Annotated in this window: 22 protein-coding genes; 13 read left to right on the plus strand and 9 right to left on the minus strand. The window is 45.6% G+C overall.

Going from position 1 to position 25,467, the window contains the following annotated elements; all coding sequences use genetic code 11:
• Positions 1 to 94 precede the first annotated feature (94 nt).
• Complete coding sequence (locus QLH32_RS12185; protein ID WP_283266435.1) at positions 95 to 451, plus strand: hypothetical protein; 357 nt, start codon at positions 95 to 97, stop codon at positions 449 to 451.
• On the opposite strand, the gene QLH32_RS12190 is transcribed toward QLH32_RS12185, so the two are convergent.
• Entirely contained in the window at positions 448 to 1,899 is a 1,452-nt protein-coding gene (locus QLH32_RS12190) for an ATP-binding protein (protein ID WP_283266436.1), read from the minus strand. The two genes, QLH32_RS12185 and QLH32_RS12190, sit on opposite strands and share 4 nt — an antisense overlap.
• 17 nt (positions 1,900 to 1,916) lie before the next feature.
• The gene (gene ompR / locus QLH32_RS12195) at positions 1,917 to 2,681 is read right to left on the minus strand and encodes an osmolarity response regulator transcription factor OmpR (RefSeq protein WP_004678831.1); all 765 of its coding nucleotides are present in this window, start codon (positions 2,679 to 2,681) and stop codon (positions 1,917 to 1,919) included.
• A gap of 319 nt (positions 2,682 to 3,000) precedes the next feature.
• Here ompR and QLH32_RS12200 point away from each other — a divergent pair, with 319 nt between their 5' ends.
• From QLH32_RS12200 to QLH32_RS12210, 3 genes are all read left to right on the plus strand, one after another.
• Positions 3,001 to 5,364, plus strand: coding sequence for a Tex family protein (locus tag QLH32_RS12200; RefSeq protein WP_283266437.1), 2,364 nt, complete (start codon positions 3,001 to 3,003; stop codon positions 5,362 to 5,364).
• Positions 5,365 to 5,497: 133 nt separating this feature from the next.
• Entirely contained in the window at positions 5,498 to 6,205 is a 708-nt protein-coding gene (locus QLH32_RS12205) for an AzlC family ABC transporter permease (protein WP_283266438.1), read from the plus strand.
• Positions 6,202 to 6,519 (plus strand): AzlD domain-containing protein, encoded by a 318-nt coding sequence (locus QLH32_RS12210; protein WP_283266439.1) that lies wholly within the window; start codon positions 6,202 to 6,204, stop codon positions 6,517 to 6,519. The genes QLH32_RS12205 and QLH32_RS12210 overlap by 4 nt, the downstream gene beginning before the upstream one ends.
• Positions 6,520 to 6,566: 47 nt before the next feature.
• Here the strand turns inward: QLH32_RS12210 and QLH32_RS12215 are convergent, their stop codons facing one another.
• Complete coding sequence (locus QLH32_RS12215) at positions 6,567 to 7,322, minus strand: SDR family oxidoreductase (protein WP_283266440.1); 756 nt, start codon at positions 7,320 to 7,322, stop codon at positions 6,567 to 6,569.
• Positions 7,323 to 7,428: 106 nt separating this feature from the next.
• Here QLH32_RS12215 and QLH32_RS12220 point away from each other — a divergent pair, with 106 nt between their 5' ends.
• A complete protein-coding gene (locus QLH32_RS12220; protein WP_283266441.1) occupies positions 7,429 to 8,313 on the plus strand; it encodes a LysR family transcriptional regulator in 885 nt (294 codons plus the stop codon).
• A 100-nt stretch (positions 8,314 to 8,413) separates the two neighbouring features.
• On the plus strand, positions 8,414 to 9,178 hold the full coding sequence (locus QLH32_RS12225; RefSeq protein ID WP_283266442.1) for an HD domain-containing protein: 765 nt from the start codon (positions 8,414 to 8,416) through the stop codon (positions 9,176 to 9,178).
• 68 nt (positions 9,179 to 9,246) lie between these two features.
• Here the strand turns inward: QLH32_RS12225 and QLH32_RS12230 are convergent, their stop codons facing one another.
• Both QLH32_RS12230 and QLH32_RS12235 read right to left on the minus strand, forming a co-directional pair.
• Entirely contained in the window at positions 9,247 to 10,539 is a 1,293-nt protein-coding gene (locus QLH32_RS12230) for an MFS transporter (RefSeq protein WP_283266443.1), read from the minus strand.
• A gap of 211 nt (positions 10,540 to 10,750) precedes the next feature.
• Entirely contained in the window at positions 10,751 to 11,128 is a 378-nt protein-coding gene (locus QLH32_RS12235) for a MerR family DNA-binding protein (protein ID WP_283266444.1), read from the minus strand.
• Between the two features lie 101 nt (positions 11,129 to 11,229).
• On the opposite strand from QLH32_RS12235, the gene QLH32_RS12240 reads away from it, so the two are divergent.
• Entirely contained in the window at positions 11,230 to 12,330 is a 1,101-nt protein-coding gene (locus QLH32_RS12240) for an SDR family oxidoreductase (RefSeq protein ID WP_283266445.1), read from the plus strand.
• Positions 12,331 to 12,391: 61 nt separating this feature from the next.
• On the opposite strand, the gene QLH32_RS12245 is transcribed toward QLH32_RS12240, so the two are convergent.
• The gene (locus QLH32_RS12245; protein WP_267980814.1) at positions 12,392 to 13,279 is read right to left on the minus strand and encodes an SDR family NAD(P)-dependent oxidoreductase; all 888 of its coding nucleotides are present in this window, start codon (positions 13,277 to 13,279) and stop codon (positions 12,392 to 12,394) included.
• Positions 13,280 to 13,528: 249 nt separating this feature from the next.
• Positions 13,529 to 14,806, minus strand: coding sequence for an O-acetylhomoserine aminocarboxypropyltransferase/cysteine synthase family protein (locus tag QLH32_RS12250; RefSeq protein WP_283266446.1), 1,278 nt, complete (start codon positions 14,804 to 14,806; stop codon positions 13,529 to 13,531).
• A 302-nt stretch (positions 14,807 to 15,108) separates the two neighbouring features.
• On the opposite strand from QLH32_RS12250, the gene ettA reads away from it, so the two are divergent.
• Positions 15,109 to 16,770, plus strand: a complete 1,662-nt coding sequence (ettA, locus tag QLH32_RS12255) for an energy-dependent translational throttle protein EttA (protein ID WP_283266447.1) — start codon at positions 15,109 to 15,111, stop codon at positions 16,768 to 16,770.
• 60 nt (positions 16,771 to 16,830) lie between these two features.
• Here ettA and QLH32_RS12260 read toward each other — a convergent pair whose 3' ends face one another.
• Complete coding sequence (locus QLH32_RS12260) at positions 16,831 to 17,199, minus strand: tetratricopeptide repeat protein (protein ID WP_267980811.1); 369 nt, start codon at positions 17,197 to 17,199, stop codon at positions 16,831 to 16,833.
• A 226-nt stretch (positions 17,200 to 17,425) separates the two neighbouring features.
• Between QLH32_RS12260 and QLH32_RS12265 the strand changes: the two genes are divergently transcribed.
• The 5 genes from QLH32_RS12265 (at position 17,426) to QLH32_RS12285 (ending at position 24,911) form a co-directional block, all read left to right on the plus strand.
• Entirely contained in the window at positions 17,426 to 17,824 is a 399-nt protein-coding gene (locus tag QLH32_RS12265; protein ID WP_333663129.1) for a cation efflux protein, CzcI-like, read from the plus strand.
• Positions 17,825 to 17,878: 54 nt separating this feature from the next.
• Entirely contained in the window at positions 17,879 to 19,288 is a 1,410-nt protein-coding gene (locus QLH32_RS12270) for a TolC family protein (RefSeq protein WP_283266449.1), read from the plus strand.
• Between the two features lie 4 nt (positions 19,289 to 19,292).
• Positions 19,293 to 20,540 carry an efflux RND transporter periplasmic adaptor subunit gene (locus tag QLH32_RS12275; protein ID WP_283266450.1) on the plus strand — a complete coding sequence of 416 codons (1,248 nt, stop codon included), beginning with the start codon at positions 19,293 to 19,295 and terminating at the stop codon, positions 20,538 to 20,540.
• The gene (locus QLH32_RS12280) at positions 20,530 to 23,691 is read left to right on the plus strand and encodes an efflux RND transporter permease subunit (protein WP_283266451.1); all 3,162 of its coding nucleotides are present in this window, start codon (positions 20,530 to 20,532) and stop codon (positions 23,689 to 23,691) included. The genes QLH32_RS12275 and QLH32_RS12280 overlap by 11 nt, the downstream gene beginning before the upstream one ends.
• 275 nt (positions 23,692 to 23,966) lie before the next feature.
• Complete coding sequence (locus QLH32_RS12285) at positions 23,967 to 24,911, plus strand: cation diffusion facilitator family transporter (RefSeq protein WP_283266452.1); 945 nt, start codon at positions 23,967 to 23,969, stop codon at positions 24,909 to 24,911.
• Positions 24,912 to 24,942: 31 nt separating this feature from the next.
• On the opposite strand, the gene QLH32_RS12290 is transcribed toward QLH32_RS12285, so the two are convergent.
• A complete protein-coding gene (locus QLH32_RS12290; RefSeq protein WP_283266453.1) occupies positions 24,943 to 25,281 on the minus strand; it encodes a zinc-ribbon domain-containing protein in 339 nt (112 codons plus the stop codon).
• Positions 25,282 to 25,467 lie beyond the last annotated feature (186 nt).

Here is a 25,467-nt window from a genome sequence, read left to right on the forward strand (position 1 = left end):
AGTTGGAACTTACTTAAATTCAGTATATCCACTTCTTTAATATCTATAGATTTTAATGGTAATTTAGCTAAGAACCGCATGATTGAGCAAGTGAATGAAAAAAAATCAAAGTGTAATTGTTTTGATGAGTATGCTTGCTTTACATGGCTGTAAAGTTGTTAATCATCATACCGTGAAGCTGACAGGTTCCGCAGAAATGCAGGGAGCAGAAATACACTTGCCGATTACAACAGGGCATATTTATCTCTCAACCCAGCAACTGACTGAGAAAGATAAAGAAATTTTAAAAAGCATTTTGCCTTTTCAATGCCTGAAAATTACCTCTTCTGAACCTTTTGATATGCAAAATCGGGCTGTTCACTTTCGTGACTTCAAGTTTAAAAAATTGCCTATTGGCGATTCAGAATGTCGTAAGATAAAAGTGGGAACACGTATCAGTGCGACATTTTAAAAATGACCGCTTAGGGTTTGCTTGATCTTGTCGATGGTGTTGCTGTGTGATTCATCTTCAGGTGTGGGAATAGGCAGGGAAATCACCACTTCCAGACCGCCTTGCTCTCGGTTGCGGATGTTGATCTGTCCCTGATGGATGTCCACAATACGTTTGACGATGGCAAGGCCCAGACCACTTCCCTGAATGGTACGTGCGGAATTGCCACGTACAAAAGGCTGCATCAGTTCCTCCACCTGATCGGGCGGGATGCCTTCTCCATGATCGGCAACAGTAATTAAAATATACTGGTCGACATGGCTGGCAGACAGTTCGATGGGTTCTGCACCATAACGCTTGGCATTGTTGATCAGGTTGGCAATCAGACGCTTGAGTGACAGGCTGCGTGCAGGAATCACGGGAAGTTCCTGTGCCTCAAAACGGATGTCAAGCGGCTTGAACTGCACCACCAGTTCTTGCAGCAAGTTGTTGATATTGGTATCCGTCAGCTCCTCATCCGAACCATCACGCATATAAGAAATAAACTGATTCAGGATGGCATCCATATCATCCACATCATAAATCAGCCCCTCACGGAAAAACTCATCAGGCAGCATTTCCGCCGTCAGGCGAATACGGGTTAGCGGAGTGCGCAAATCGTGGGAGATGCCCGCCAACATGACACGGCGGTCACGCTCAGTTTGTTCCAGTGTATACACCATATGGTTAAAGGCCTGATTGACCTGACGGATTTCCAGTGGCCCGTGGTTGGTGTCCAGATAGGGGGCCTTGCCCGTTTTACTGTAGTTGTTGGCGGCATTCTGTAGGCGGCGCAAGGGACGGTTCATCTGCCGCACCAGAATCAGGATAATAACGGAGGACAGGATCGGCACACCAAACAGCCATGATGCAATCAGTTCAACACTGTAGTTGGTGTAGGTCTTGAGGGGTTCCCTGACCCAGTTGCCATTCATTTCAGGCGTTTGAATCCAGATACGTGGAATCGGCTTGAATTTAAAATAAACGGTAACCTTCTCGACACCCAGCTCTTTGGCAAGCTTTTCCTCAATCTGGTCGGTGAAGAATTCAGCCAGAAATTTATCTTCCAGTATTGGAAACTCCCGTGGATCGGTTACATATTCAATCCCGATACGGTTTTTTAGCCATGTGTCGATATCGACTTCGGTATCGCGATGTAGGATGCGAATGTCAGGATTATTGACCAGTTCCAGCTCAATGGCCAGATAGCGTGCATGCTGTTGCAGTTCAGGAAGATAGAGGGTTCGCCAAAAGAACCACAAGGACATGAATAGGCTAAAGAACACCGTAAACAGTACCAGTACGGTGGTACGCATTGCGGCAGACCGTGGCTTGATCTTGTCTAAAAAACGTTCCCACTGGGTCCGTGGCTTTTCAGAGTAGGTCTCAAAGTCGGTAAATTCTTGTGGATCAATCGGTTCAAGCTTCAAGGTTGAGTTTCCTGCACTTACTCAGCACCATCTGGAACAAAAACGTAGCCCACGCCCCAAACGGTCTGGATGTAGCGGGCGCGGGCAGGATTGTCCTCAATTAAGCGGCGTAAACGGGAAACCTGTACGTCAATCGAGCGCTCCATCGCACCCCATTCACGGCCACGGGCAAGGTTCATCAGCTTGTCACGGGTCAACGGCTCACGCGGATGCTGAACCAGCGCTTTCAGCACGGCGAACTCACCTGTGGTCAGGGTCACGACTTGTCCCTCACGGGTGAGGGTGCGGGTAGACAGGTCCAGCGCCCACGGTCCAAAACTAACCACTTCAACCTGCTGGCTTGGTGCGCCTGGCACCTCGCGAACCTGACGGCGCAGTACCGCACGGATACGAGCCAACAGTTCATTCGGGTTGAATGGCTTTGGCAGATAGTCATCTGCACCCGCTTCCAGACCTGCAATACGGTCAGAGTCACTGCCACGTGCGGTTAGCATGATGATTGGGGTGTCAATATTGGACTGGCGCAGGCGACGACAGATACTTAAGCCATCTTCCACGGGAAGCATAAAGTCGAGCACGATAAGGGAGAACAGTTCACGCTGTAGCAAACGGTCCATCTGGGTGGCGTCATGCGCGGTTTTTACCACAAAGCCCTTGTCTTCAAGGAAACGTTGTAACAGTGTACGCAAGCGCACATCATCATCGACGACTAGGATGCGTTCGACCCGATCGGTTTCATGGTGTACGGTTTCCGTTGATTCGGCAGGTACAACTAAACTCATGATGTGCTCCTTTTATCGTTTATTGTCATCGTCTTTATGCAATGCGAAGAAGTATACGATTCATTGCACAGTTTTGGCTATGTTATAAAGCAACAAATATTGCCAATAAAATCAAGAGATAGATACCAAATATATACAGGTAAAAAGATGACAATCAACCTATTTTTCAATATTTAGCCTAAAAAACGCCGTTATTTTAGAAACATTGACAGATTTGCAAAAACTACTGGTTAAATATTCAAAAAAACAATGGTGGATTTTATAGCCATGAACTTTATAATCAGTGCTTTTAGACTTAACCCTTGTGGAATCAATCACGATGACTGACTTAGTTCAGCAGTTGGCAAATGAACTTGCCGTACGTCCAAACCAAGTAGAAGCTGCTATTCGTTTAATTGATGAAGGCGCCAGTGTTCCCTTTATTGCACGTTACCGTAAAGAGGTCACGCAAGGCTTGGACGATACCCAATTACGTCAACTCGATACACGTTTGACTTACTTACGTGATTTATACGAACGCCGTGAGAAAGTGATCCAGTCTTTACAAGAACAAGATAAATTAAGTGATGATTTATTGGCGCGTGTCAATGCCGCAGAGACCAAGAACGCACTGGAAGAAATTTACGCACCTTACCGTCCAAAACGAACCAGCAAATCATTTAAGGCGAAAGAGGCGGGTTTAGGACCAATTGCTGAAAAAATTATTGCAGATCAAATTGATCCAACTGAGGCATTGGCTGGTTTTAGTCATGAAGATTATCCAGATGTCGAAAGCCAGCTTGATGCAATCCAGCATATTCTGATTGATGACTGGGCGCAAAACATTGCCTTGACCACTGAATTAAAGCAAAGCTTTGCCAAAACTGCGGTGTTGAAAAGTGCTGTGGCTTCTGAAGATAAAAAAGAAGTTGGTAAGAAGTTCCGTGATTATTTTGAGTTCTCTGAAAACCTGAATAAAGTGCCATCACACCGTTTATTGGCAATGTTGCGTGGCCGTCAAGAAAATGTACTGGGCTTAAAGGTAGATGGTGAAGATGATGCACCACTGGCACGTATTGAAACCGAATACAATCTTGAAACGTTACAGCCACAAACACGTCAGGACTATTTAAAGCAAACGGCAAAATTGTTCTGGTTGGGCAAGGTTCGTCCACAAATTGAACATTCATTATTAACAGACAAACGTTTAGCTGCTGAAGCTGAAGCAATGGATGTCTTTGCTGAAAACCTGCGTCACCTACTGCTATCTGCACCAGCAGGCAGCCGTACTACGCTGGGCGTTGACCCTGGTATCCGTACAGGCGTGAAGCTTGCTGTTGTCAGCGATGCAGGTGATGTATTGGCACATAGTACAATTTATCCATTTGCCCCTAAAGAAGATAAAGAGGGTTCTATTGCGGAACTTGCCCGTTTGTGTCGAGAGTTCCACGTGGAACTTATTGCGATTGGCAACGGTACAGCAAGCCGTGAAACAGAGGCAGTGGTTGCAGAAATGATGGCAGCCAATACAGATTTAAATCTGACGCGTATTACCGTAAGTGAAGCAGGGGCATCTGTTTATTCGGCAAGTGAACTGGCTTCACAGGAACTTCCAGAGCTTGATGTGTCAATTCGTGGTGCAGTGTCAATTGCACGCCGTTTGCAGGACCCACTCGCTGAACTTGTGAAGATTGATCCGAAATCCATTGGTGTGGGCCAGTATCAGCATGATGTGAACCAGACAGGTTTGGCAAAAACACTGGATGCCGTGGTGGAAGACTGTGTGAACGCGGTGGGTGTTGATGTCAATACCGCTTCTCCAGCCATCCTTGCCTACATTGCGGGTTTAAATAAGGCGATTGCCCAGCAAATCGTTGAATATCGTAAAGAACATGGTCGTTTCGACAACCGTCAAGCCTTGAAAAAAGTGCCACGTTTAGGTGAGCGTACTTTTGAACAATCAGCAGGCTTCTTACGTGTTCAAAATGGTTCTGAGCCATTGGATGCATCTGCGGTTCACCCTGAAAGTTATGGCTTGGTAGAAAAAATTGTTGCGGCCAAAGCAACTACGGTCAAAGACATTATCGGCAACACTGAAATCATTCGCCAGGTCAAAGCCGATGAGTTTGTTGATGACAAATTTGGTTTACCGACAATCCAGGATATTTTAGCTGAACTTGAAAAGCCTGCGCGGGATCCACGTCCAGAGTTCCGTACTGCCAAATTCCGTGATGACATTACTGAAGTTGCCCAGCTTACCGAAGGCATGCAGCTTGAGGGTGTCGTGACCAATGTGACGAACTTCGGTGCGTTCGTAGATGTCGGTGTGCATCAGGATGGCTTGGTGCATATTTCTGAACTGGCGAATGAATTTGTTTCTGATCCACATAAGGTGGTGAAACCAGGTCAAATCGTGCAGGTGCGTGTGATGCAGGTGGATGTGGAGCGTAATCGCGTCAACCTGAGTATGCGTGCCGAGGGTTCTGCACCTGCAAAAGCACCACGCCAACAGCAACAGCAGCGTCCACAGCAAGACCGTGCGGAACGTTCAGAGCGTAAGCCGCAGGGACAGCGTCCACCACGTAAAGACGGTGATTTTAAACGTCCGCAAAACAACAAGCCAAAAACCGAGAAACCACAAGAGCAAAAAATTGGTGGATTGGGTGCTTTGTTGTTGCAGGCGGGAATTAAAGGGACGAAATAAGTCTATTACAATTTTTGATAATGTAAAAAACCTCCATCGGGAGGTTTTTTACATTCAAAATAGATGATTTTTCCACTTTTTATGTTGAACTTTATTATAATTCTCCAGTTTCCAACGCAAGTTTGTTGTTCTTATGTCCCCAGATTCTGCTGAAAATCTTTCTTCCCCCCAGCATGCTTTTTTACAAGGAGTGATCAAAATACTGCCGCTATGTTTCGCGGTATTGCCGTGGGGCTTGCTGGCAGGCTCAATGGCGATTCAGGCTGGCCTGACCACTGGGCAAGCCATAGGAATGTCTGCACTGGTTTTTGCGGGTGCAGCACAGTTGATGACACTGGGTTTGGTTATGGCGGGTACACCTGCACTCACCATTATCATTTCAGTATTTTTGATTACCACACAGCATTATTTGTATGCCCTATATTTTCGTGAAGAAATTGCCAAACTGCCATTAAAACAGCGTTTGTTATTTGGTTTTTTGCTGACTGATGAATTGTTTGCTGTTGGTATTCATAAGCGTGAATATTATATTTATTTTTTGCTTGGGGCTGGCAGTTGTTTCTATTTGGCTTGGGTATTGTTTAGTATTGGCGGTATTGTGTTGGCTTCCTCTCTGCCAAATTTAGATCAATATCATCTCGATTTCTCTATTGTTGCAACCTTTATTGCCATCGTGATTCCGTTTATTAAAAACCTAAATACGTTGGTGGGTGTACTGGTTTCGGTGATTTTAACCGTGGTCTTTTTGGGCCTAGGCATTAAAAGTGCAGCCATCTTGGCAGGGGTGATTGGAATGTTGACCGCAACCTGCTTGCAGAATTTTCGGGAGCGTATGGCATGAGTTGGTTTCTCCTGATTATTTTGGCAATTGTGGTATTTATGAACCGCTATATCTTGCTCGAACCGAATATTCCCTTGCGTTTGCCCAAATGGTTTCAACAGTCCTTGCAATATTCAGCACCATGCTTATTGACTGCGATTGCCACCCCGATTGTGTTTATGGATGAGCAGGGCGTATTTCGTTCAACCCTGCTCAATCCTTATTTTCTGGCCACGATTTTAACTATTGTGATTGCCTATAAGGTCAGACATACCTTATTGACCATTATCCTGAGTTTGGCGTGTTTTTATGCCTTGGTGTTTTGGTTAAATTAGTAGGCTTGGGCAATATGGAATTTGCCACAAGCCCCATTTAAAGCCTGTTAACGTGTGGTATAACCGCCATTGGCAAAAATCGTTTGTCCCGTAATCCACCAGCCATCGGTGACCAAGAAACGGACTAAAGGTTCAATATCTTCAATCTTGGTTAAGCCACCTAGAGCTGAAGCTGATTTATGGTAAGCAACCGCTTCGGGTGCTTCCTGACCATAAAAGAATGGTGTATCCATTGGGCCAGGTGCAACGGCAGTCACCGAGATACCACGATTACCAAACTCTTTAGAAGCTGCACGGGTATAGTGTTCCACGGGCGCTTTCAAGCCCTCATAAGTGGAATAAAGTCCTGTATAGGCCGCAAGTAAACTGGTCACAATGGTACAGATTTTTCCATTGGCATTGAGATGACGACCTGCTGACTGGATAAAGAAATAGGCAATTTTATTATTGATATCATTCATGACATCAAACTCTTGTTCGGTGGTGTCCAGATAAGGTTTTTTTAACACACGCCCCACGGTGTTAATGGCAATATCCACACCGCCAAACTCTGCTTTGGCCTTGATAAATAACGCCTCAATATTTTGAATATCGGATAAATCGGCTTGTACCAAGATGGCTTTTGCACCTAAATCTTGAACAGCTTTTAAGGTTTCTTCGGCATCGGCTTGGGTTGATGTACTGTTGTAATGAATCAATAAATTCGCACCTTGCTCAGCAAATTTACGTGAAATTAAACCGCCTAAGTTTTTTGCACCGCCTGCGATCAATACCGTTTTACCTTTTAAGTCATGCTGTGACATCTGTTTATCCTCGTCTTTGTTTTGCATAAAAATTATGCTAATTGAATTTATTTGTTTGAAATAGTTGTTAGTATTGAACTGATTGTGCAGAAAAGTTGAATAATAAATGGACAAGATTGAGCGTTTAAAAATCTTCTGTCTGGTGGCGGAGAAACAGTCTTTTGCACAGGCAGCGGTGCAGTTGGGACTGCCACGTTCCAATGTGACCTATGCGATTCAATCCCTTGAGAAAGAATATGAAGTGCTACTGTTTTACCGTACCACTCGTAAGGTGGCGCTTACGCATGAAGGCAACTTGTTTTATGAAGAAGCGATTCGCTTGGTCGTTCAGTTAAAGGAACTGAATCGCTTTAAAACCCATGTGCGTAGTCAGGAGGGAAAAATCAGCATTGGCATGCCGAAACGCTTGGCAACACAGGTGCTTATTCCAAATTTATTGACCTTTTATCAGCGTTATCCAAAAGTAAAGGTGTTGATTAATGGCAGTGATGATTTTTCCAACCTGATTGAACAGCAACTGGACTGTGTGGTGCGGGTGGGACAGGTTCAGGATGAGTATCTACTGATCAGACCCATTAAGCCAGCCACAATCTGGACGCTGGCATCACCACATTATCTGGCAGAATTGGGCGAACCTAAAAACCTCGATGAGTTACCGCAGCATTTTGCCGTGGATTATCATGTGGCAAAACATTATCGTGAGTTAAGTGAACTGGAGTTTCGTGACCAGCGTGTCAAAATACCCTACCGTCTGCTGGTTGAAAATACCGAGGCCTATATTCAGGCAGGTTTGGCTGGCATTGGCATCATTCAGATTCCTGAATTTGATGCCAAATCTTATGTGGAACAAGGACAGTTACAACGCCTGTTTACCGATATTCCAGCTTTGGAATTGCCTGTGAGTATTCTGCTGACAGATCGGCAATATCGTCCAAAATATTTTCAGGACTTTATTGACTGGCTGGATGATTTGCTGAAAAGAAAGCTCTAATTTCCTGTTTTTTATTAATCGCAATTGCTTTGACATCCCTGTTTATTTCCAGTAAAACTAAAAATTAGAGTAATTACTCTAATTTTATTGGAGGGTAAATATGCAGATTGGTCGACAGGCCTGGATGGCACAAACTTCGGGCGATTTATCATTGAAGGATCGTATGGCCTTATTGAGCCATAGCCTGCTGCCTGTACTTAAGCAAAGTGTAAAAATGTATGCCTTGGCACATTGCCCAAAGGCAACGGTGCAGGGCAGTTTGACACTGGATGACCTATGCTTGCCCGACAGTGCAGAGGTAAAACAGGCGTTGGAAAAGATGCAGTCCTGTAGTTCGGATGCCTTGCAGAACCATTGCCTGAGAACATGGTACTACGCCATTGGCTTTGCCAGGATGCAGGGCTTAAAGCGTGATGATGAGTTGTTGGCGGTGTCCTGTTTATTGCATGATTTGGGCATGACCGAACCGCATTATCAACACCATGCGAATTGCCGCTGTTTTGCAGGACAGGGTGCCTACGCCGCAAAAGACTGGTCAATTGAACGGGGCTGGACCATTCCAAGGGCTGACCAGCTATTTGATGTGATCAGTATGCACATGAATCCCCATGTATCCCTTGATGAGGGAACGGAAGCACACTTGCTGCAACAGGCTGCCAGTTGTGATGTGATTGGAAGCCGAGGTTTTGAGTTTGCTCCGCAGTTTAGGCAACAGTTATTTCAACACTATCCCCGTTTAGACTTTAATCAACAGATGATTGAATTTACCCAGCAGGAAGCAATCCACCGTCCCAAATCACGTACCGCAATGGTGGTGCAGAGTGGCTTTAAACAGTTGGTCAACCTCAATCCCTATCTTGATTAATGCCTTGAAAATAAAAAAACCACCTTTGCCTGAACAAAGGTGGTTTTTATCTTATAGTCTTGTTTTTGCTAGTGGTCATGTTCCAGATATTCAGGTTTCTTCGGTAATGCCAGACTACAGAAGAAACAGATGATGAGCATGATAATCACGTAAACGAAGAACGTGTTTTCAATCCCTGCATCCTTGAACAGTAGCGCCACAGAGGGAGCGGAACCACCAAATAGGGCATTACCCACCGCATAGGAAAAACCGACACCCAGGGCACGGACATGCGGCGGGAACATTTCAGCTTTCACCAGACCACTGATGGAGGTATAGAAACTTAGCAACATCATCAGGAAAATCAGCAATAAAGTGATAATGATGGGTGAGTCGACAAAGCTGCGCATACCCGTGACCATCACTGGATAAATAAAGATAGCGCTGAGTAGGCTGAAAGCCAGCATGGAGGTACGACGACCAATCCGATCAGACAGCATCCCGAAGAATGGCTGGGCAATCATAAACACGAATAGGGCCGTGGTCATGATAAAGCCAACGGTTTTGCCGTCCATACCGATGTTGGTGAGGTAGGTCTTGGAATAGACCGTGACCACATAAAATGTGAGTGAACCCGCTGAGGTATAGCCCACCACCAGTAAAAAGGTTTTCCAGTGCTTTTTCAGCAGGGCAATCAGGCTACCCGATTCCTCACGTTCAGCATCCTCATGTGACAGGGTTTCCTCCAGACGGCTACGGGCAGCCAAAGACAGCAAGGCGGCGATCCCGCCAATCACAAAGGGAATACGCCAGCCACCATCATTCAACTGCTGTTCAGTCATGAAGCCAAGCAAGATGACGCCGAGCAGGCTGGCAAGCAACTGACCACCTGACAAGGTCACATACTGGAATGAGGCAAAGAAACCGCGTTGGCCTTTCAGGCCCAGCTCACTCATATAGGTGGCAACCGCGCCGTATTCACCGCCCACGGAGAGACCCTGCAACAGTCGAACCATCAGCAACAGGAATGGTGCAAACATGCCCACCTGCTCATAGGTCGGCAATGCTGCAAATAGAAATGAACTAAGTGCCATAAGGCAGATCGAGATCACCATGGACTGCTTGCGTCCATGTCGGTCGGCAATCCGCCCAAACAGCCAGCTACCAATGGGGCGCATAAAGAAGCTTGCGGCAAACACCCCCCATACATAGATAGCCTTGGTGGTGGGTTCCATATCGGGAGCGGTCAGTGCATGGGTGAAATACGCAGCAAAAACGGCATAAATATAGAAGTCGAACCATTCAACCAAATTCCCTGATGCCGCACCGATAATACCCTTAATGCGGCTTGCTCTTTCTTCCCTGCTATATGTCTGAGTCATATATGTTCCTTTCCCAACCAGGCAAGATTCTGTAACTGAACCTTTACAGAATGTTATATACCGCTAAAAAGCATGAAAATGACGCGATTTTGTATGCTTTTTATGACTGTATTTTTATATGGAGAGAATAAAAGCGGTTTTAGCTCATCATTCAGAAAAGAGAGGAATGGGCACTATGGTCAATGGAAGATTTTAATTTTTTGAAAATGAATCAGTTTAATTCAGGAATCGGACAATCCTTTCTCAAGGGACAGGCCTCACCCTGGGTTAAGCGGCTGAGCATGGTCCTCATTTGATGTAACTGGGCAATCTTCTCATCAATCATGTTCAGCTTTTCCTGAAAGATACCCTGAACCTGTATGGCTGGAATTTCATTCTGTGCGGTCATTTCCAGAATCTGCTGGATTTCACCTAGGGAAAAGCCCAGATTCTTGGCGGTACGAATCAACTGCAACTGTTGCAGGGTTTGCTCAGGATAGTCCTTGTAGCCATTATTGCGCGTGATCGACTGGATCAACTGCATTTTTTCGTAGAAGCGAATGGTGTCGCGGCTTAACTGTGCCTGTTTTGCCAATTCCCCAATCAACATGCTGCCACCGTTATTATTTAAAGATATGAAAAAAACTGCTTGACCATTGAGTGTACTCCATCCTTTAGCCTATGCCTATATTCAAGAAATAGGATGTAAAAATGGAAAATAAGCCAACCAGACCAGGTCAGCAACAGCTTGCCCTGGTTGCGGGAGCAACAGGCTTTGTTGGGCGATTTCTGATTGCAGAGTTGTTAAAACAGGGACATCAGGTTTTTGCCCTGGTCCGCAATCAGGCAGCGCAGCAGCCTATACTGGAAAGCTGGCTGAGTGAAAAACAGCTTGCTCTGGATAAACTGACATTCATTCAGGGGGATGTGACCCAGCCAAATCTGGGAATCAGTGGGCAGGACTGGAACAGGTTGGCTGCGGTAAACACCCTGTACAACAGCAGCGCACTGTTTGCCTGGAATCTCAGTATGCAGCAGGCACGTGCGGTCAATGTTGAGGGAGCACTGAATTTACTGCGCTGTGTCCAGCAGCACTGCACACTAAAACGTGCTGTACATGTGTCGGGTTATATGCTCACCATAAAAGATCATTTACATCAGGCTGGTGTGTGTCTTGATCAACCAGAAAAGACCGATTGGCAGGCTGTTTATCAACGTTTAGGTGCCTATGAGGCATCCAAGATTGAGGCGCATTTTGCATGGATTCAGCAGGCGCAAAAACTGGCTGTGGACTGGACCATCATTCATCCCGCAACAGTGGTGGGAGATGAACTGACAGGTGAGATTCCCATGAACCAGCCGATTGCCCAGATGGTTGACCTGCTAAAGCGTAAAAAAATGAGTGCGATTCCTGCGACACCCAAGCATTACCTGCCTCTGGTCAGGGTCGATGACTTATGTCGGATCATGCTGAATGCCGCCACAGATGCCGAATTATGCAATCAGGATTTACTGGTTGCAGGTGAGCAACATATTCCAATGTATCAACTGGTTCAAATCATTGCCGATCAGCTTGGCGTTTCAGCTCCCACCCAGCATGTGCCAATCGGACTATTAAAAATCATATTAAAATGGCGATGGTTGGCCCAAAAGCTGGAGATGTCGGGGGAAATGCTCAGTTTCCTCAGAACTGAACAGCTTGACCTAAAGGCATTGCAACAGTTTAGGCAACGCTGGAATATGCAGTCAGGTCATCTGGAGGCCGCCATTCGCAAAACAACTGACTGGATCAATCAGGGGGCGGGGGGCTAATTGGACAAATAAAAAAGCAGCGTTGTTGATACGCTGCTTCTTGAGGTTTGGACTGGACAGATTACCAGTGTTCACCTGGGAACAGGCGGGCATAGGCGCGCTGTACAATCGTTAATTTCTCTTGTTGACCAATAGAGGCAGTTGAACTTGGGAATAAGTTAAAGCCAATTGACATCAGGATGTTGTTAATGTCTGGTGCAACTGCATAAGTAATTGAAGCAATGCGACCTAGATTTGTTGCAATTTTCTTTGGACGTTTCACAATGGCAGTCGCAATTAAATCTGCTGCTTCCTCAGGTGATAAGGTTGGAACATATTTATACATCTTGGTTGGTGCGATCATTGGGGTACGCACTAAAGGCATATAAATTGAAGTAATTGCAATCTTGTGTGAATGCACTTCAGCAGACAGACAGCGGCTAAACGCATCCAGCGCAGCCTTGGACGCAACATAAGCCGAGAAACGGGTTGCATTGGCAAGCACACCGATTGAGCTGATGTTGATGATCTGGCCATCCTTGCGTTGCATCATATGAGGCAACAAGTTAAGGACTAAACGCACTGCACCAAAGTAGTTAAGTTGCATCGTACGTTCGAAATCATGGAAACGATCAACAGATTCATGTACAGCACGGCGAATTGAACGTCCTGCATTGTTGATCAAGATATCAATGTGATCTACGCTTGCCAAAATTTCTTTTGACACCGCATCAATTGATTCCATATCGTTGAGATCACATGGAAAGACCGATGCCTTGCCACCCTCTGCCTCAATTTCCGCCTTGACTTCATCCAGTTTATCTTTGGTACGTGCAAGCAACAACACATGAGCGCCAGCTTGAGCAAGATATTTTGAAACCGTTAAACCAATACCACTCGATGCACCAGTGACAATGATTGTTTTACCGTCGACTTTTTGCTGAAAAAGTTTTTTAAGTTTTGCGTTCATGTACGTGTCCTACATTAATCAAGCTGTTGTTTGCATTGCCATCCAGGTTGCGATTAGCACTGCACTTTATTTTGTATGTATATTAACCGATATTTTTTGTTTGTCTAGTGTAAATTGTTGAAAAATAATAATTTTTTTAGAGTAAAAACTCTAAAACAAGATATTGTAATAGTTGAAAAAGATATTATATTTTTGGGTTGCCGCATAAAAAATAGCCCCTAAAAAGGGGCTATACGGTTTTAGTTGAAATCAGACCTGGGCAAGGGCCTGTTCTAGGTCAGCAATCAGGTCGTCAACATGCTCAATGCCAATGGACAAGCGGACCAGGTCCTCGCTGACCCCCGCAGATTTTAGTTCCTCTGCATTGAGCTGGCGGTGGGTGGTGGTTGCTGGGTGGCAGGCCAGACTTTTGGCATCCCCAATATTCACCAGACGTGTAAACAGTTGTAATGCATCAATAAAGCGGGTACCACCCTCAAGGCCATCCTGTACCCCAAAGGAAAGGATGGCAGATGGTTTCCCTTTCACATATTTTTGTGCCAAATCATGCTGCGGATGGTCTTTCAGACCTGCATAGTTGACCCATTTCACTTTTGGATGCTGTTTTAAATATTCGGCAATTTTGATGGCATTTTCAGTATGGCGCTCCATTCGCAGGTTGAGCGTTTCCAGTCCCTGCAAGATCAGGAATACGCTGAGTGGGCTAATGGCCGCTCCAGTATTGCGTAAAGGCACCACACGGGCGCGGGCAATATAGGCGGCCGCACCCAATGCTTCCACATAGTTGACACCGTGATAGCTCGGATCAGGGGTATTCAGTGCCTTGAAGCGTTCAGGATACTCACCCCAAGGGAACTTGCCGCTGTCGACAATAATGCCGCCAATGCTGTTGCCATGACCGCCGATATACTTGGTCAAGGAATGAATCACAATATCGGCGCCAAATTCAAATGGTTTAAGTAGTGCAGGCGTTGCCACGGTATTATCGACAATCACAGGCACACCATATTCATGTGCAATCTTGGCAATGGCTTCCAGATCGATGATATTGCCAAGTGGATTACCAATGGATTCAACAAACACCAGCTTGGTTTTATCATCAATAATGGAACGCAATGCTTCTGGGTTTTGATAATCAAAAAAGCGAACTTCAATACCTTGTTTTGGTAAAGTATGGGCAAACAGATTGTATGTTCCACCATACAGGGTTGAAACCGAGGCAATGTTGTCGCCTGCTTCAGCAATGGTCTGAATGGCGTAGGTAATCGCGGCCATACCCGATGCCAAAGCAAGCGCCCCAATACCACCCTCTAGTGCCGTGATCCGCTGCTCCAGTACCGCCGTGGTTGGGTTCATGATACGGGTATAGATATTGCCCTGAACCTTTAGGTCAAACAGGTCTGCACCATGCTGTGTGTTATCAAAGGCATACGAGGTGGTTTGATAGATTGGCACTGCCACTGCCTTGGTGGTGGCTTCTGGTGAATACCCTGCATGAATGGCTAAAGTTTCATCTTTATAGGTCATGGTTACATCATCTACGTGAGTTAAATAATCATCGAGTGTAGCTCAAAAGCTATCCAAAATGGTGCATAAATTATGCGATTTTTAGCATTTTTATTCATATAAATGAAATGATGATAACAGTGCCTGTATTTTTCCTGGCAAGGTCCTTGCCGCTCTGCAATGTCTTGAAAAAGAAAATCCTTTGTTCGGGACAAACAAATCCTATCTTAACTTCAAGTTGATCGGGTTTTCAGCGTATAATACGCCCGATTATTTTATTCGCTTTTTTGCGATGTATTGGTTTTTCAATTGAGGAGTCCTGCGTGGCCCAATATATTTATACGATGAACCGAGTGTCGAAAATGGTTCCGCCCAAGCGCGAAATCCTGAAAGACATCTCTTTATCATTTTTCCCAGGCGCAAAAATTGGTGTGCTTGGTTTGAACGGTGCAGGTAAATCGACCTTGCTCCGTATTATGGCTGGCGTAGACAAAGATTTCTCAGGTGAAGCTCGTGCACAACCAGGAATCAAGATCGGCTATCTGGAACAAGAACCGCCACTTGATCCAAGCAAGGATGTTCGTGGCAACGTTGAAGATGGCGTACGTGAAGCGCTGGACGCTTTAGAGCGCCTTGACCAAGTGTTTGCTGAATATGCCGATCCTGATGCTGACTTTGACAAACTTGCCAAAGAACAGGAAAAACTGGAAGCGATTATCCAGACTTGGGATGCACATAATTTAGATAACCAGTTGGAAATTGCAGCAAATGCCTTGAACCTGCCTGCATGGGATGCTGACGTGTCTTTGCTTTCAGGTGGTGAGCGTCGTCGTGTGGCATTGTGTCGTTTATTGCTTTCTAAGCCAGATATGTTGCTTCTTGACGAACCGACCAACCATTTGGATGCAGAATCAGTGTCCTGGTTGGAACGTTTCCTAAAAGATTTCCCTGGCACCATCGTTGCGATTACGCATGACCGTTATTTCTTGGATAACGTGGCTGAGTGGATTCTTGAACTTGACCGTGGCATGGGGATTCCTTATCAAGGTAACTACTCTTCTTGGTTGGAACAAAAGAATGCCCGTTTAGAGCAGGAACAGAAACAGGAAGAATCTTTTGCCAAGGCATTGAAGAAAGAGCTGGAATGGGTTCGTTCAAACGCCAAAGGTCAGCAAAAGAAAAACAAGGCGCGTATGGAACGTTTTGAAGAGCTTAACTCTAAAGAATTCCAGCAGCGTAATGAAACTTCTGAGATCTACATTCCACCTGGCCCACGTTTGGGCAACAAGGTTGTGGAAGTGGAAGGCATCAGCAAGTCATTCGATGGCCGTCTTTTGTACGAAAACCTGACCTTTACTGTGCCTCCTACAGCGATTGTCGGGATTGTCGGGCCAAATGGTGCAGGTAAAACCACACTATTCCGTATGATGACTGGCGAACAGCAGCCTGATACAGGTACTGTGACTTTAGGTGAGTCGGTTAAAGTGGCTTACGTCGGTCAGATTCGTGATACTTTGGATAACAACAAAACCGTTTGGGAAGAAGTTTCTGGCGGTTTAGATATCTTAAAAATTGGTGATTACGAAATCGCATCACGTGCTTATATCGGTCGCTTTAACTTTAAAGGCCAAGATCAGCAAAAACGCGTAGGTGAATTGTCTGGTGGTGAACGTAACCGTTTACAACTTGCCAAGATCTTGCAGATGGGCGCAAACGTGATCTTACTGGATGAGCCATCAAATGACTTGGATATCGAAACTTTACGTGCACTTGAGGATGCAATTCTTGTATTCCCAGGTACAGTCATGGTGGTATCGCATGACCGTTGGTTCCTTGACCGTATTGCCACGCACATCCTGTCATTTGAAAATGAACAGCCAGAATTCTACACAGGTAACTATGCAGAATATGAGGCCTACCGTCAGTCACGTTTAGGTGAAGATGCGGCCCAGAAACGCACCAAATATAAAAAGATTACAGGTTAATTGCCCGTAAACTAAAAGAAACCAGCTTTCGGGCTGGTTTTTTATTGCCTGAATCTGGTTTTAAAATGCCAGTTCACTATAGGCCTGAGATAAATATCTTTTTGCTTCAGGATGCCCCTGACTGGCAGCGCGTTCCAGCCATTTTTCTGCTTTCTGATAATTTTTATCCAGACCCAGATCACCATGCAGATAACTGACCCCAAGCTTAAACGAGGCATTGGCATCCCCACGCAAAGCGGCACGCAGAAAGTACCAGATTGCATTGCGGTCATTTGATGACACCACATAGGCATTTTCATGCAGATGGGTTTCATGGGCGAGATGTTCAAAAAATTCAGCGCGCTCAATTTCCTGATGTGCATCTGACAACTGCAAGGCAGGAGTAAAGTATTTAGGCAAGAGATGTTGCAGCAACTGTCTAATATTCATGATTCCCACCCCAAAAAATAATTATTCTATCTTTCTAATATATGCCTGTTTTTCATTGGCTTGATATAAAAATTGTAAGGAAATTATTTTTGGCTGTGCTATTTAATTGGTTAAAAATAATACCGTTTCAATATGGGATGATAATTGGTATAAATTCTGTTTTTGTAATTTTATTACATGGTGCTTAGTTGCTATAGTGACGCAAATTTTGAACAGTTGATGAAGTGTGCGCCGTTCCGCCGTATTGATGACCCTCTTGCTGAGTTTGTTCATGTTCCAGAGTCTCTGGAATGTGGCGGCGGCTTTTTGTGGTCATGAAACGGTTAGCCAGTCGAAAGGTCTGCACCACTTTGGGCATCATGTGGTTGATGCTACCTCCTGTGCCACAACACATCAGCATACTACTGAACATACTGCATCTAGTAATTCAGTGCCAGTTAGCCTGCAAGATCACCATGATCATTTACCCTCATGTTTCCATGTGGTGGTGACTGAAGCACAGCAACAGCTACTTCAACCGATTCCCCAAATTCAGCAGTTACAACCACAATATCACTGGTTCAATTCCTATCAGTCGCCTGATTTAACTGGACACCATCCGCCTCCTGTATTGACCCCGCTATAGGTGGGGTAGCCGAAAAATAGCCCACCGCAACCTTATTTATGTGCGGGGCTTTCTATGTCTTTAAATTTAAATCAGCGTATTCATGCGCTCAAAAGCTGTACTCACTCATTTGTATCGAGACAGTTGATCTTGAGTATTGCTTTATCTATGGTTGTGCTGAATCAATCAGTTACAGCCAAATCCTTACTCGATGTCAATCGAACCTCGACAGTTGTTCAAGGAAATAGCAGTTTTGAACACATTCTTGAGCAGATTCGACATTACCAAAGTCAGCACTCAGGCTGGCCAATCCAGCAACAAATGGCAGAGGCTCAATTGAAACAGAGTGGTCTATGGGCCAATCCCAGTATCTCAATTGAACAAACGGGTTTGCAGGGTGATCAGGAGCGGGAATTGGCGATCGGCATTTCCCAGCCCTTGGACCTGTTTGGGCAGCGTAAAGCCGCTCAAAAAGTAGCGAAGCTTTCTGCTACTCAGGTTGGTCTGGATCAGCAGCGCTATGATGCGGAGCTGGAACTGATCGTGCAGTATCTCTGGTCACAGGTGGCGTTATTACAACTGGAAAAATCTGTCATTCTTGAGCAGCTACAGGTCAGTCAGCAAAATCTGGAGGTATCGGAGAAGCGTTATCAGGCAGGCGGTATTGCACAGGTCGATGTGGATCGGATTCGAATTGCCCATCTGGAAAACCAGCGCATTTACCAACAAGCGGATTTACAACTGCAAGTGGCGCAGAAGCAATTGGCTAGCCTGTGGGGAGAAAACCGCAATACATTTGTGATTGAACCAAGTGTTACTGATCTGTGGGCACAGGCGATACGGATTAAGCCAGTAGCTGAGCAAAACCAGAATGTGTTTGAACGTGGTCTACAGTTGGAAACCCAACGCCAACAGGCACATATTCAACAACTCAAGGCGCAGTCACGTCCACAGCCGACCATGACACTGGGGGTAAATCGTACCCGTTCAGCAGATCAAAACAGCGAAAACCAAATTCGGTTGGGTGTTGAGATTCCACTCAATATTTTCAGCACACAAAAATATGGCATCCAGATTGCCGAGGCCAAACAAAGCTTGATTCAGCAACAGCAGCGTTTCTACCGCCAGCAGAACCAGATGGATATTGATGTGCGTCTGGCTGAGCTAAAAGGGTTACAGGTACAGTTCCAGCAACTGAATGAGCAGCAGATTCCATTGGCGGTTCAGGTCCAGAAAAAAACCTTACAGGGTTTTCGTTTAGGCAAGTTTGCGGTGACGGACGTGCAGCAAGCGACCATGCAGCTACAGGATGTGCGCTTACGCAAGGTACAACTGCTGAAACAGGCATGGCAGCTCAGCATTGAAGTGCAAAGCGCCCGTATGGGCCTGGCTGTTGAGCAAATCACGGCCAAAGATGCCCTGATACAGCTCAATCAACGCATGTGGCAGCAACGTAACGCTTTTCCAAACCAGATAGGAGAATAAAGTCATGACAATCAAACAGAAAACACATTCTCAATGGCTTTGGATTGTTGTTATTGCGCTCATTACCCTGTTGCTGGCGGGTGGATTGTTATGGAGTGGTAAAAATAAAACGCCTGAAAATGCAGAGCAGGGACATGCGCATCAGGAAAATGAAAAAGATGAACATGGGCATGACGAGGGTGAAGAACATGATGAGGAAAGTCTCAGCTTAACCACCGAGCAGATACAGCAACATGGTGTCAAGCTGGAACAGGTGGCATTAGGTGAGGTCAATCAGGTTCAAACTTTCCCTGCAAAACTGATGGTGAATACCGACCGTCAGGCGCATGTTTCTCCAAGCTTTGCAGGCCGTGTTGAATCGGTCTACGTTGAGTTGGGTCAGCAAGTGAAACGTGGTCAGGCTTTGGCAAATCTGCTTGTTCCTGATTTGGTGGATCAACAGGCCAATCTGCAAATTGCCCAAACTAATCTGGATTTGGCCAAACAGGATTATGAGCGTGAGCATCGCTTATGGTCGCAAGGAATTTCTGCCAAGCAGGACGAACAACGTGCCTACAATGCCTATCGTCAGGCACAAATTCAGGTGCAGGCAGCCCGTTCGCGTTTGACTGCTTTTGGTGCAGGCTCTGGCTCCAATGGTCGTTATACCTTAACCGCACCAATCAGTGGTGTGATCAGTAATAAAGACATCGTGATTGGTGAGAACGTTCAGCTTGCGGATCAATTGTTTACTATTGATCAGCTCGATCAGTTGTGGCTGGAATTTGTGTTGCCGACTATGGCGAATATCAATGTACAGCCAAATCAGCAGATTCGTTTTAAATCGCTGCAAACAGGTAATCTCTTTAATGCCCAGGTCCAAAGTCTAACCACGGAGGCCGATGCACAAACAGGCCGTCTACAGATTCGTGCCAAAGTGTTGTCCAATGCGGCTGAGTTACGTCCAAACCTGATGGTGAATGTGGAACTACAGGCAGGCTCTAGAGCATCTGTGATCCGTGTCAATGCGGAAGCCATTCAGCAGGTTGAGGGCAAGGATGTGGTCTTTGTTGCGCAAGCCAACCAGAACAAAGGTTTTGACTTTAAAGCCGTCCCTGTTCAGGTCGGTCAACGTCACATTTCAAAAGCGCAAGGGGATGGGCAATGGGTCGAAATTATTCAGGGTCTCAGTGAGGGGCAGTCTTATGTGGCAGCAGGCAGTTTCTTGCTGAAATCGGAGCTTGAGAAAGGGGAGGCCGAGCATGGACACTAACATTTCTCAACTTCCCAAACCTGAAGGTTTGTTTGATCGGCTGATTCAGTTTGCGATCAGCAACGCCATTTGGGTGATGCTGTTTGTTATGACATGGATTGCGGTTGGTGTTTGGAGTTATCAAAAGCTGCCGATTGATGCGGTTCCCGATATTACCAATACGCAGGTACAGATTAATACCCAAGCCAATGGCTATACTGCATTGGAGGTTGAACAGCGGATTACCTATCCGATTGAAACAGCAATGGCAGGGATTCCTGATCTGGAACAGACCCGTTCGATTTCTCGTTATGGTCTGTCACAAGTCACCATTATCTTTAAAGATGGCACTGATATTTACTGGGCAAGACAGTTGATTAATCAGCGTTTACAGGAAGCGGATGGGCAATTGCCTGATGCGGTTGATCCCGTGATGTCGCCGATTTCCACAGGACTTGGCGAGATTTACCAGTGGGTGATCAAGGCCAAGCCTGATGCAAAAAAGCAAGATGGCACGCCTTATAGCGCAATGGACTTGCGTGAAATTCAGGACTGGATTGTGCGTCCGCAATTGCAACGCGTCAAAGGTGTGGCTGAAATCAACAGTATTGGTGGCTACAACAAAACCTATATTGTATCGCCTGATCTAAAACGTTTGCAGCAACTGCAAATTTCCTTAACAGAATTTCAGGCTGCGCTGCAAGAGAATAATGAAAACCGTGGAGCGGGTTTTATAGAAGAAAATGGGCAGCAACTGACCGTACGTGTCCCTGGCATGCTCAGCAGTGTTGAGGATATCCAGAACATTACTGTTTCAGTGAAAAATGGCCTGCCAATTCGTGTGGCAGATGTGGCTTCGGTTGCGATTGGACATGACTTGCGTACAGGTGCGGCGACCTATAATGGTGAGGAAACCGTACTGGGCATTGCCATGATGATGATGGGGGAAAATAGCCGTACTGTTGCACAGGCGGTTGATGCCAAGGTCAAGGAAATTCAATCGACATTGCCAAAAGGCGTGGAAATTGAAACGGTGTATGACCGTACCAGTCTGGTCAATAAAGCCATCAAAACAGTTCAAAAGAACTTGGTAGAAGGCGCGATTCTGGTGATCGTGATCCTGTTTATTTTTCTGGGCAACTTCCGTGCAGCCTTGATTACCGCCTGCGTGATTCCACTATCCATGCTGTTCACCTTAACTGGCATGGCACAGCAGAATATCAGTGCCAACCTGATGAGTCTGGGGGCGTTGGACTTCGGCATCATTGTTGATGGTGCGGTGGTGATCGTGGAGAACTGTATTCGACGGCTGGCGGAGGCACAGCATCATACAGGACGCTTATTAACACGGCAGGAACGGTTTAGAGAAGTGTTCCTTGCGGCAAAACAGGCACGAAAACCCTTACTATTTGGTCAAGCCATCATTATGGTAGTGTATTTGCCGATTTTTGCACTGACAGGTGTAGAAGCAAAGATGTTCCATCCAATGGCGATGACCGTGGTGATGGCCTTACTCGGTGCCATGATTCTGTCGGTGACTTTTGTGCCAGCAGCAGTTGCCCTGTTGATTACAGGTGAAGTCAAGGAGAAAGAATCTCGCTGGATGCAGACGCTAAAACGTCAATATCAGCACATCCTTGATTGGGCATATCACTTTAAAATGGTTGTGGTGGCTTTAGCCATCAGTATTCTGGTGTTAACGGGTGTATTGACCACACAAATTGGTAGTGAATTTGCGCCACAATTGAGTGAGGGAGATTTTGCCCTACAACAAATGCGTTCACCAAGCACAGGTCTGGAACAGTCTTTACGCATGCAGGAAAATACCGAAAAGCTGATTTTGAAGAATTTTTCAGAGGTAAAGGCTGTATTTGCCAGAACGGGGACTGCTGAGGTTGCCACCGATGTGATGCCACCGAATATTTCCGATGCGGTGATTTTATTAAAACCACGCGATCAATGGGAAAACCCGAAACAAAGCATAGATGAACTGCGTACGCGTATGCAGGAATTTCTGGAAACCATTCCAGGTAATAACAGCGAGTTTTCACAACCGATTGAGCTGCGTTTTAATGAGCTGATTTCTGGTGTACGCAGTGATGTCGGGATCAAGGTCTTTGGCGATGATATGGATGTGCTGAATACGCAGGCACAGGCGATTGCGCAAAAGGTGCAGAAAATTTCGGGTGCAACCGCAGTGAAAGTAGAGCAGACCACGGGTTTGCCTGTGCTCAATGTGGATATCAATCATGCATTGGCAGCGCAATATGGCCTGTCGGTCAAAACCATTCAGGATGTGGTCGCTGCCAGTGTTGGCGGGCAGAATGTGGGACAGATTCTACAGGGTGATCGTCGTTTTGACTTTGAGATCCGTTTGCCTGATGAACAACGTACCGCACAGACTCTGGCACAGTTGCCGATTCAATTGCCGAATGGCGGTTTGATTCAGTTGCAGGATGTCGCCAAAGTAGAAACCATTTCAGGCATGAGTCAGGTGGGGCGTGAAAATGGCAAGCGACGAGTTATTGTCACTGCAAATGTCGAGGGGCGTGATCTGGGCTCATTTGTGCAGGAGTTACAGGCAACACTGAAACAGCAACCACTACCCGCAGGTTATTGGCTGGAATATGGCGGGCAGTTTGAAAACTTGGCTTCTGCGGCAGCGCGAATGCAAATCGTCATTCCTTTAGCTTTGATCACTATCTTTATTTTATTAATGGCGGTGTTCCATAACTTTAAGGAAAGCCTGTTGGTGTTTAGTGGTGTGCCATTTGCCTTGTCAGGTGGTCTGGTTGCGCTGTGGTTGCGAGATATTCCCTTGTCGATGTCGGCAGGCATTGGTTTTATTGCGCTGTCTGGTGTGGCTGTATTAAATGGTCTGGTGATGCTTAGTTTTATTAAGGAATTGAGAGCGCAATTCGATTTGCATCATGCCACTTGGCAGGGGGCGATTTTACGCTTGCGTCCCGTGTTAATGACGGCATTTGTGGCATCACTGGGCTTTATTCCGATGGCGATTGCCACGGGTACGGGCGCGGAAGTACAGCGTCCATTGGCAACGGTGGTGATTGGTGGAATTATTTCATCGACTTTACTGACGTTGCTGATCTTGCCTGTGGTTTATCGCTGGATGAATGAGAAAGCTGCTGTTCAGTCTAGCAATATTTCATAAGTCATCGAAATTCTGAATGTGGTGTGTATAAAGTTTTTGCCTTACTTTTCAAAGATGAAAAGTAACAAAAATCTTTTGTTGGACAGAGGGTACATCCCTGTAACCCCTGTCCAACGGGCGGCATCCATGCCGCCGCCACGATAGTAAATGTGTACTAGAGATATAGGATCGAAAGATTTTAAGACAATTATTTGCACTTCATAAATCATATTCATTAATGATTTGAGATAGTGTAATTAAAAAGCAGTTTGAGCTTTGTATATAAGGAGTCCAACATGAGTGGACATCATGGGCATGACCATAGTCATGCAGTGGTGACTGAGGGCAATGCCAGAAAACTTACTATTGCCTTAATACTCACCAGCACATTTTTAGTGATTGAAGTCATTGCAGGCTTAATTACACAAAGTCTGGCCTTGCTGTCTGATGCTGCACATATGTTTACCGATGCAGCCGCTTTGGCGATTGCTTTGGCGGCGATTCAAATCGCCAAACGCCCAGCAGACAACAAACGGACTTTTGGCTATCAACGCTTTGAAATTCTGGCGGCATTGTTTAATGCCTCTATGCTGTTTTTTGTGGCGATGTATATTCTTTATGAGGCCTACCAGCGTTTTACCCAGCCGCCTGAAATTCAGAGTCTAGGGATGCTGATTGTTGCATCAATTGGATTGGTGATTAACCTGATCTCAATGAAGATTTTAATGTCGAGTGCTGCCGATAGCCTGAATGTAAAAGGTGCCTATTTAGAGGTGCTCAGCGATGCTCTGGGTTCGGTCGGTGTCATTATTGGTGCAATTATCATCTATTTCACCAACTGGTATTGGGTCGATACGATTATTGCGGTTGCGATTGGTTTCTGGGTGTTGCCAAGAACATGGATTCTGCTTAAGCAAAGTATCAATATTTTGCTGGAGGGGGTGCCTGAAGAGGTGGATATTGAAAAGCTGCGCAATGACTTACTGGCGCTGGATGGCGTTGAAAGTATCCATCAATTGAAAGTCTGGGCGATCACTTCAAAAAATATTCATCTGACTGTACATCTGTTCGCGCCAAATGCTGATCGGAACCAGCTGCATCATGCCGCAGCGGAGATGCTATCGCACGAGCATGGTATTGCCGAGGTGACCTTACAAATTGAGGATGATACAGAAATGAATTGCCAGCATACGCATCAACATGATGAAGATGAGGAACATGGTCATTCACATCAGCATTAAGCTGATGTGAAACCCACTTCTTTTATATGGTTTAATTCTGCCATTCATGATTGCAGTCACGGCATTTCCAGTGCTTTTGTGCCTGCATAAAGGCCTGCATGGAGATTTTAAAATCTGGCAGATCACGCCAGAACAGAACACCTGCAATTACACAAACACCAAATACCGCAACTGTTGCGATTTGCAGTGTTTGTCCTGCACCATGACCAAAAATCCACATCCCAACACTGATCAGCACCAAAACCAGTAAAATAAAAATGGCGGGAACGAGAAGCACCAGGCTTTTTGGCACGTTGGGACGAGGGCTGTTGGCACCCTGACTGACAGGCATAATTTTCACGCTTTGACATTTAGGGCAACGGTATTGCATAGAGGATTCCTATAGTGTTTTGGCTATTTTAGCGAAAATTATGCAAAAGCTAAAATCCTGAATTATTCAAATACATAATTTTACTTGTTTTGTACTTTTAACTGCTATCGAATCAGCGCTGGAGTTAAGCCAAAGGTCTATATACAGCTCGTCTAAACCTGTTCGCAAAAGTACAATCAGTCATGA

The organism is Acinetobacter corruptisaponis, assembly GCF_030053775.1.
In the GTDB taxonomy this organism is placed as follows: Bacteria; Pseudomonadota; Gammaproteobacteria; order Pseudomonadales; family Moraxellaceae; genus Acinetobacter; species Acinetobacter corruptisaponis.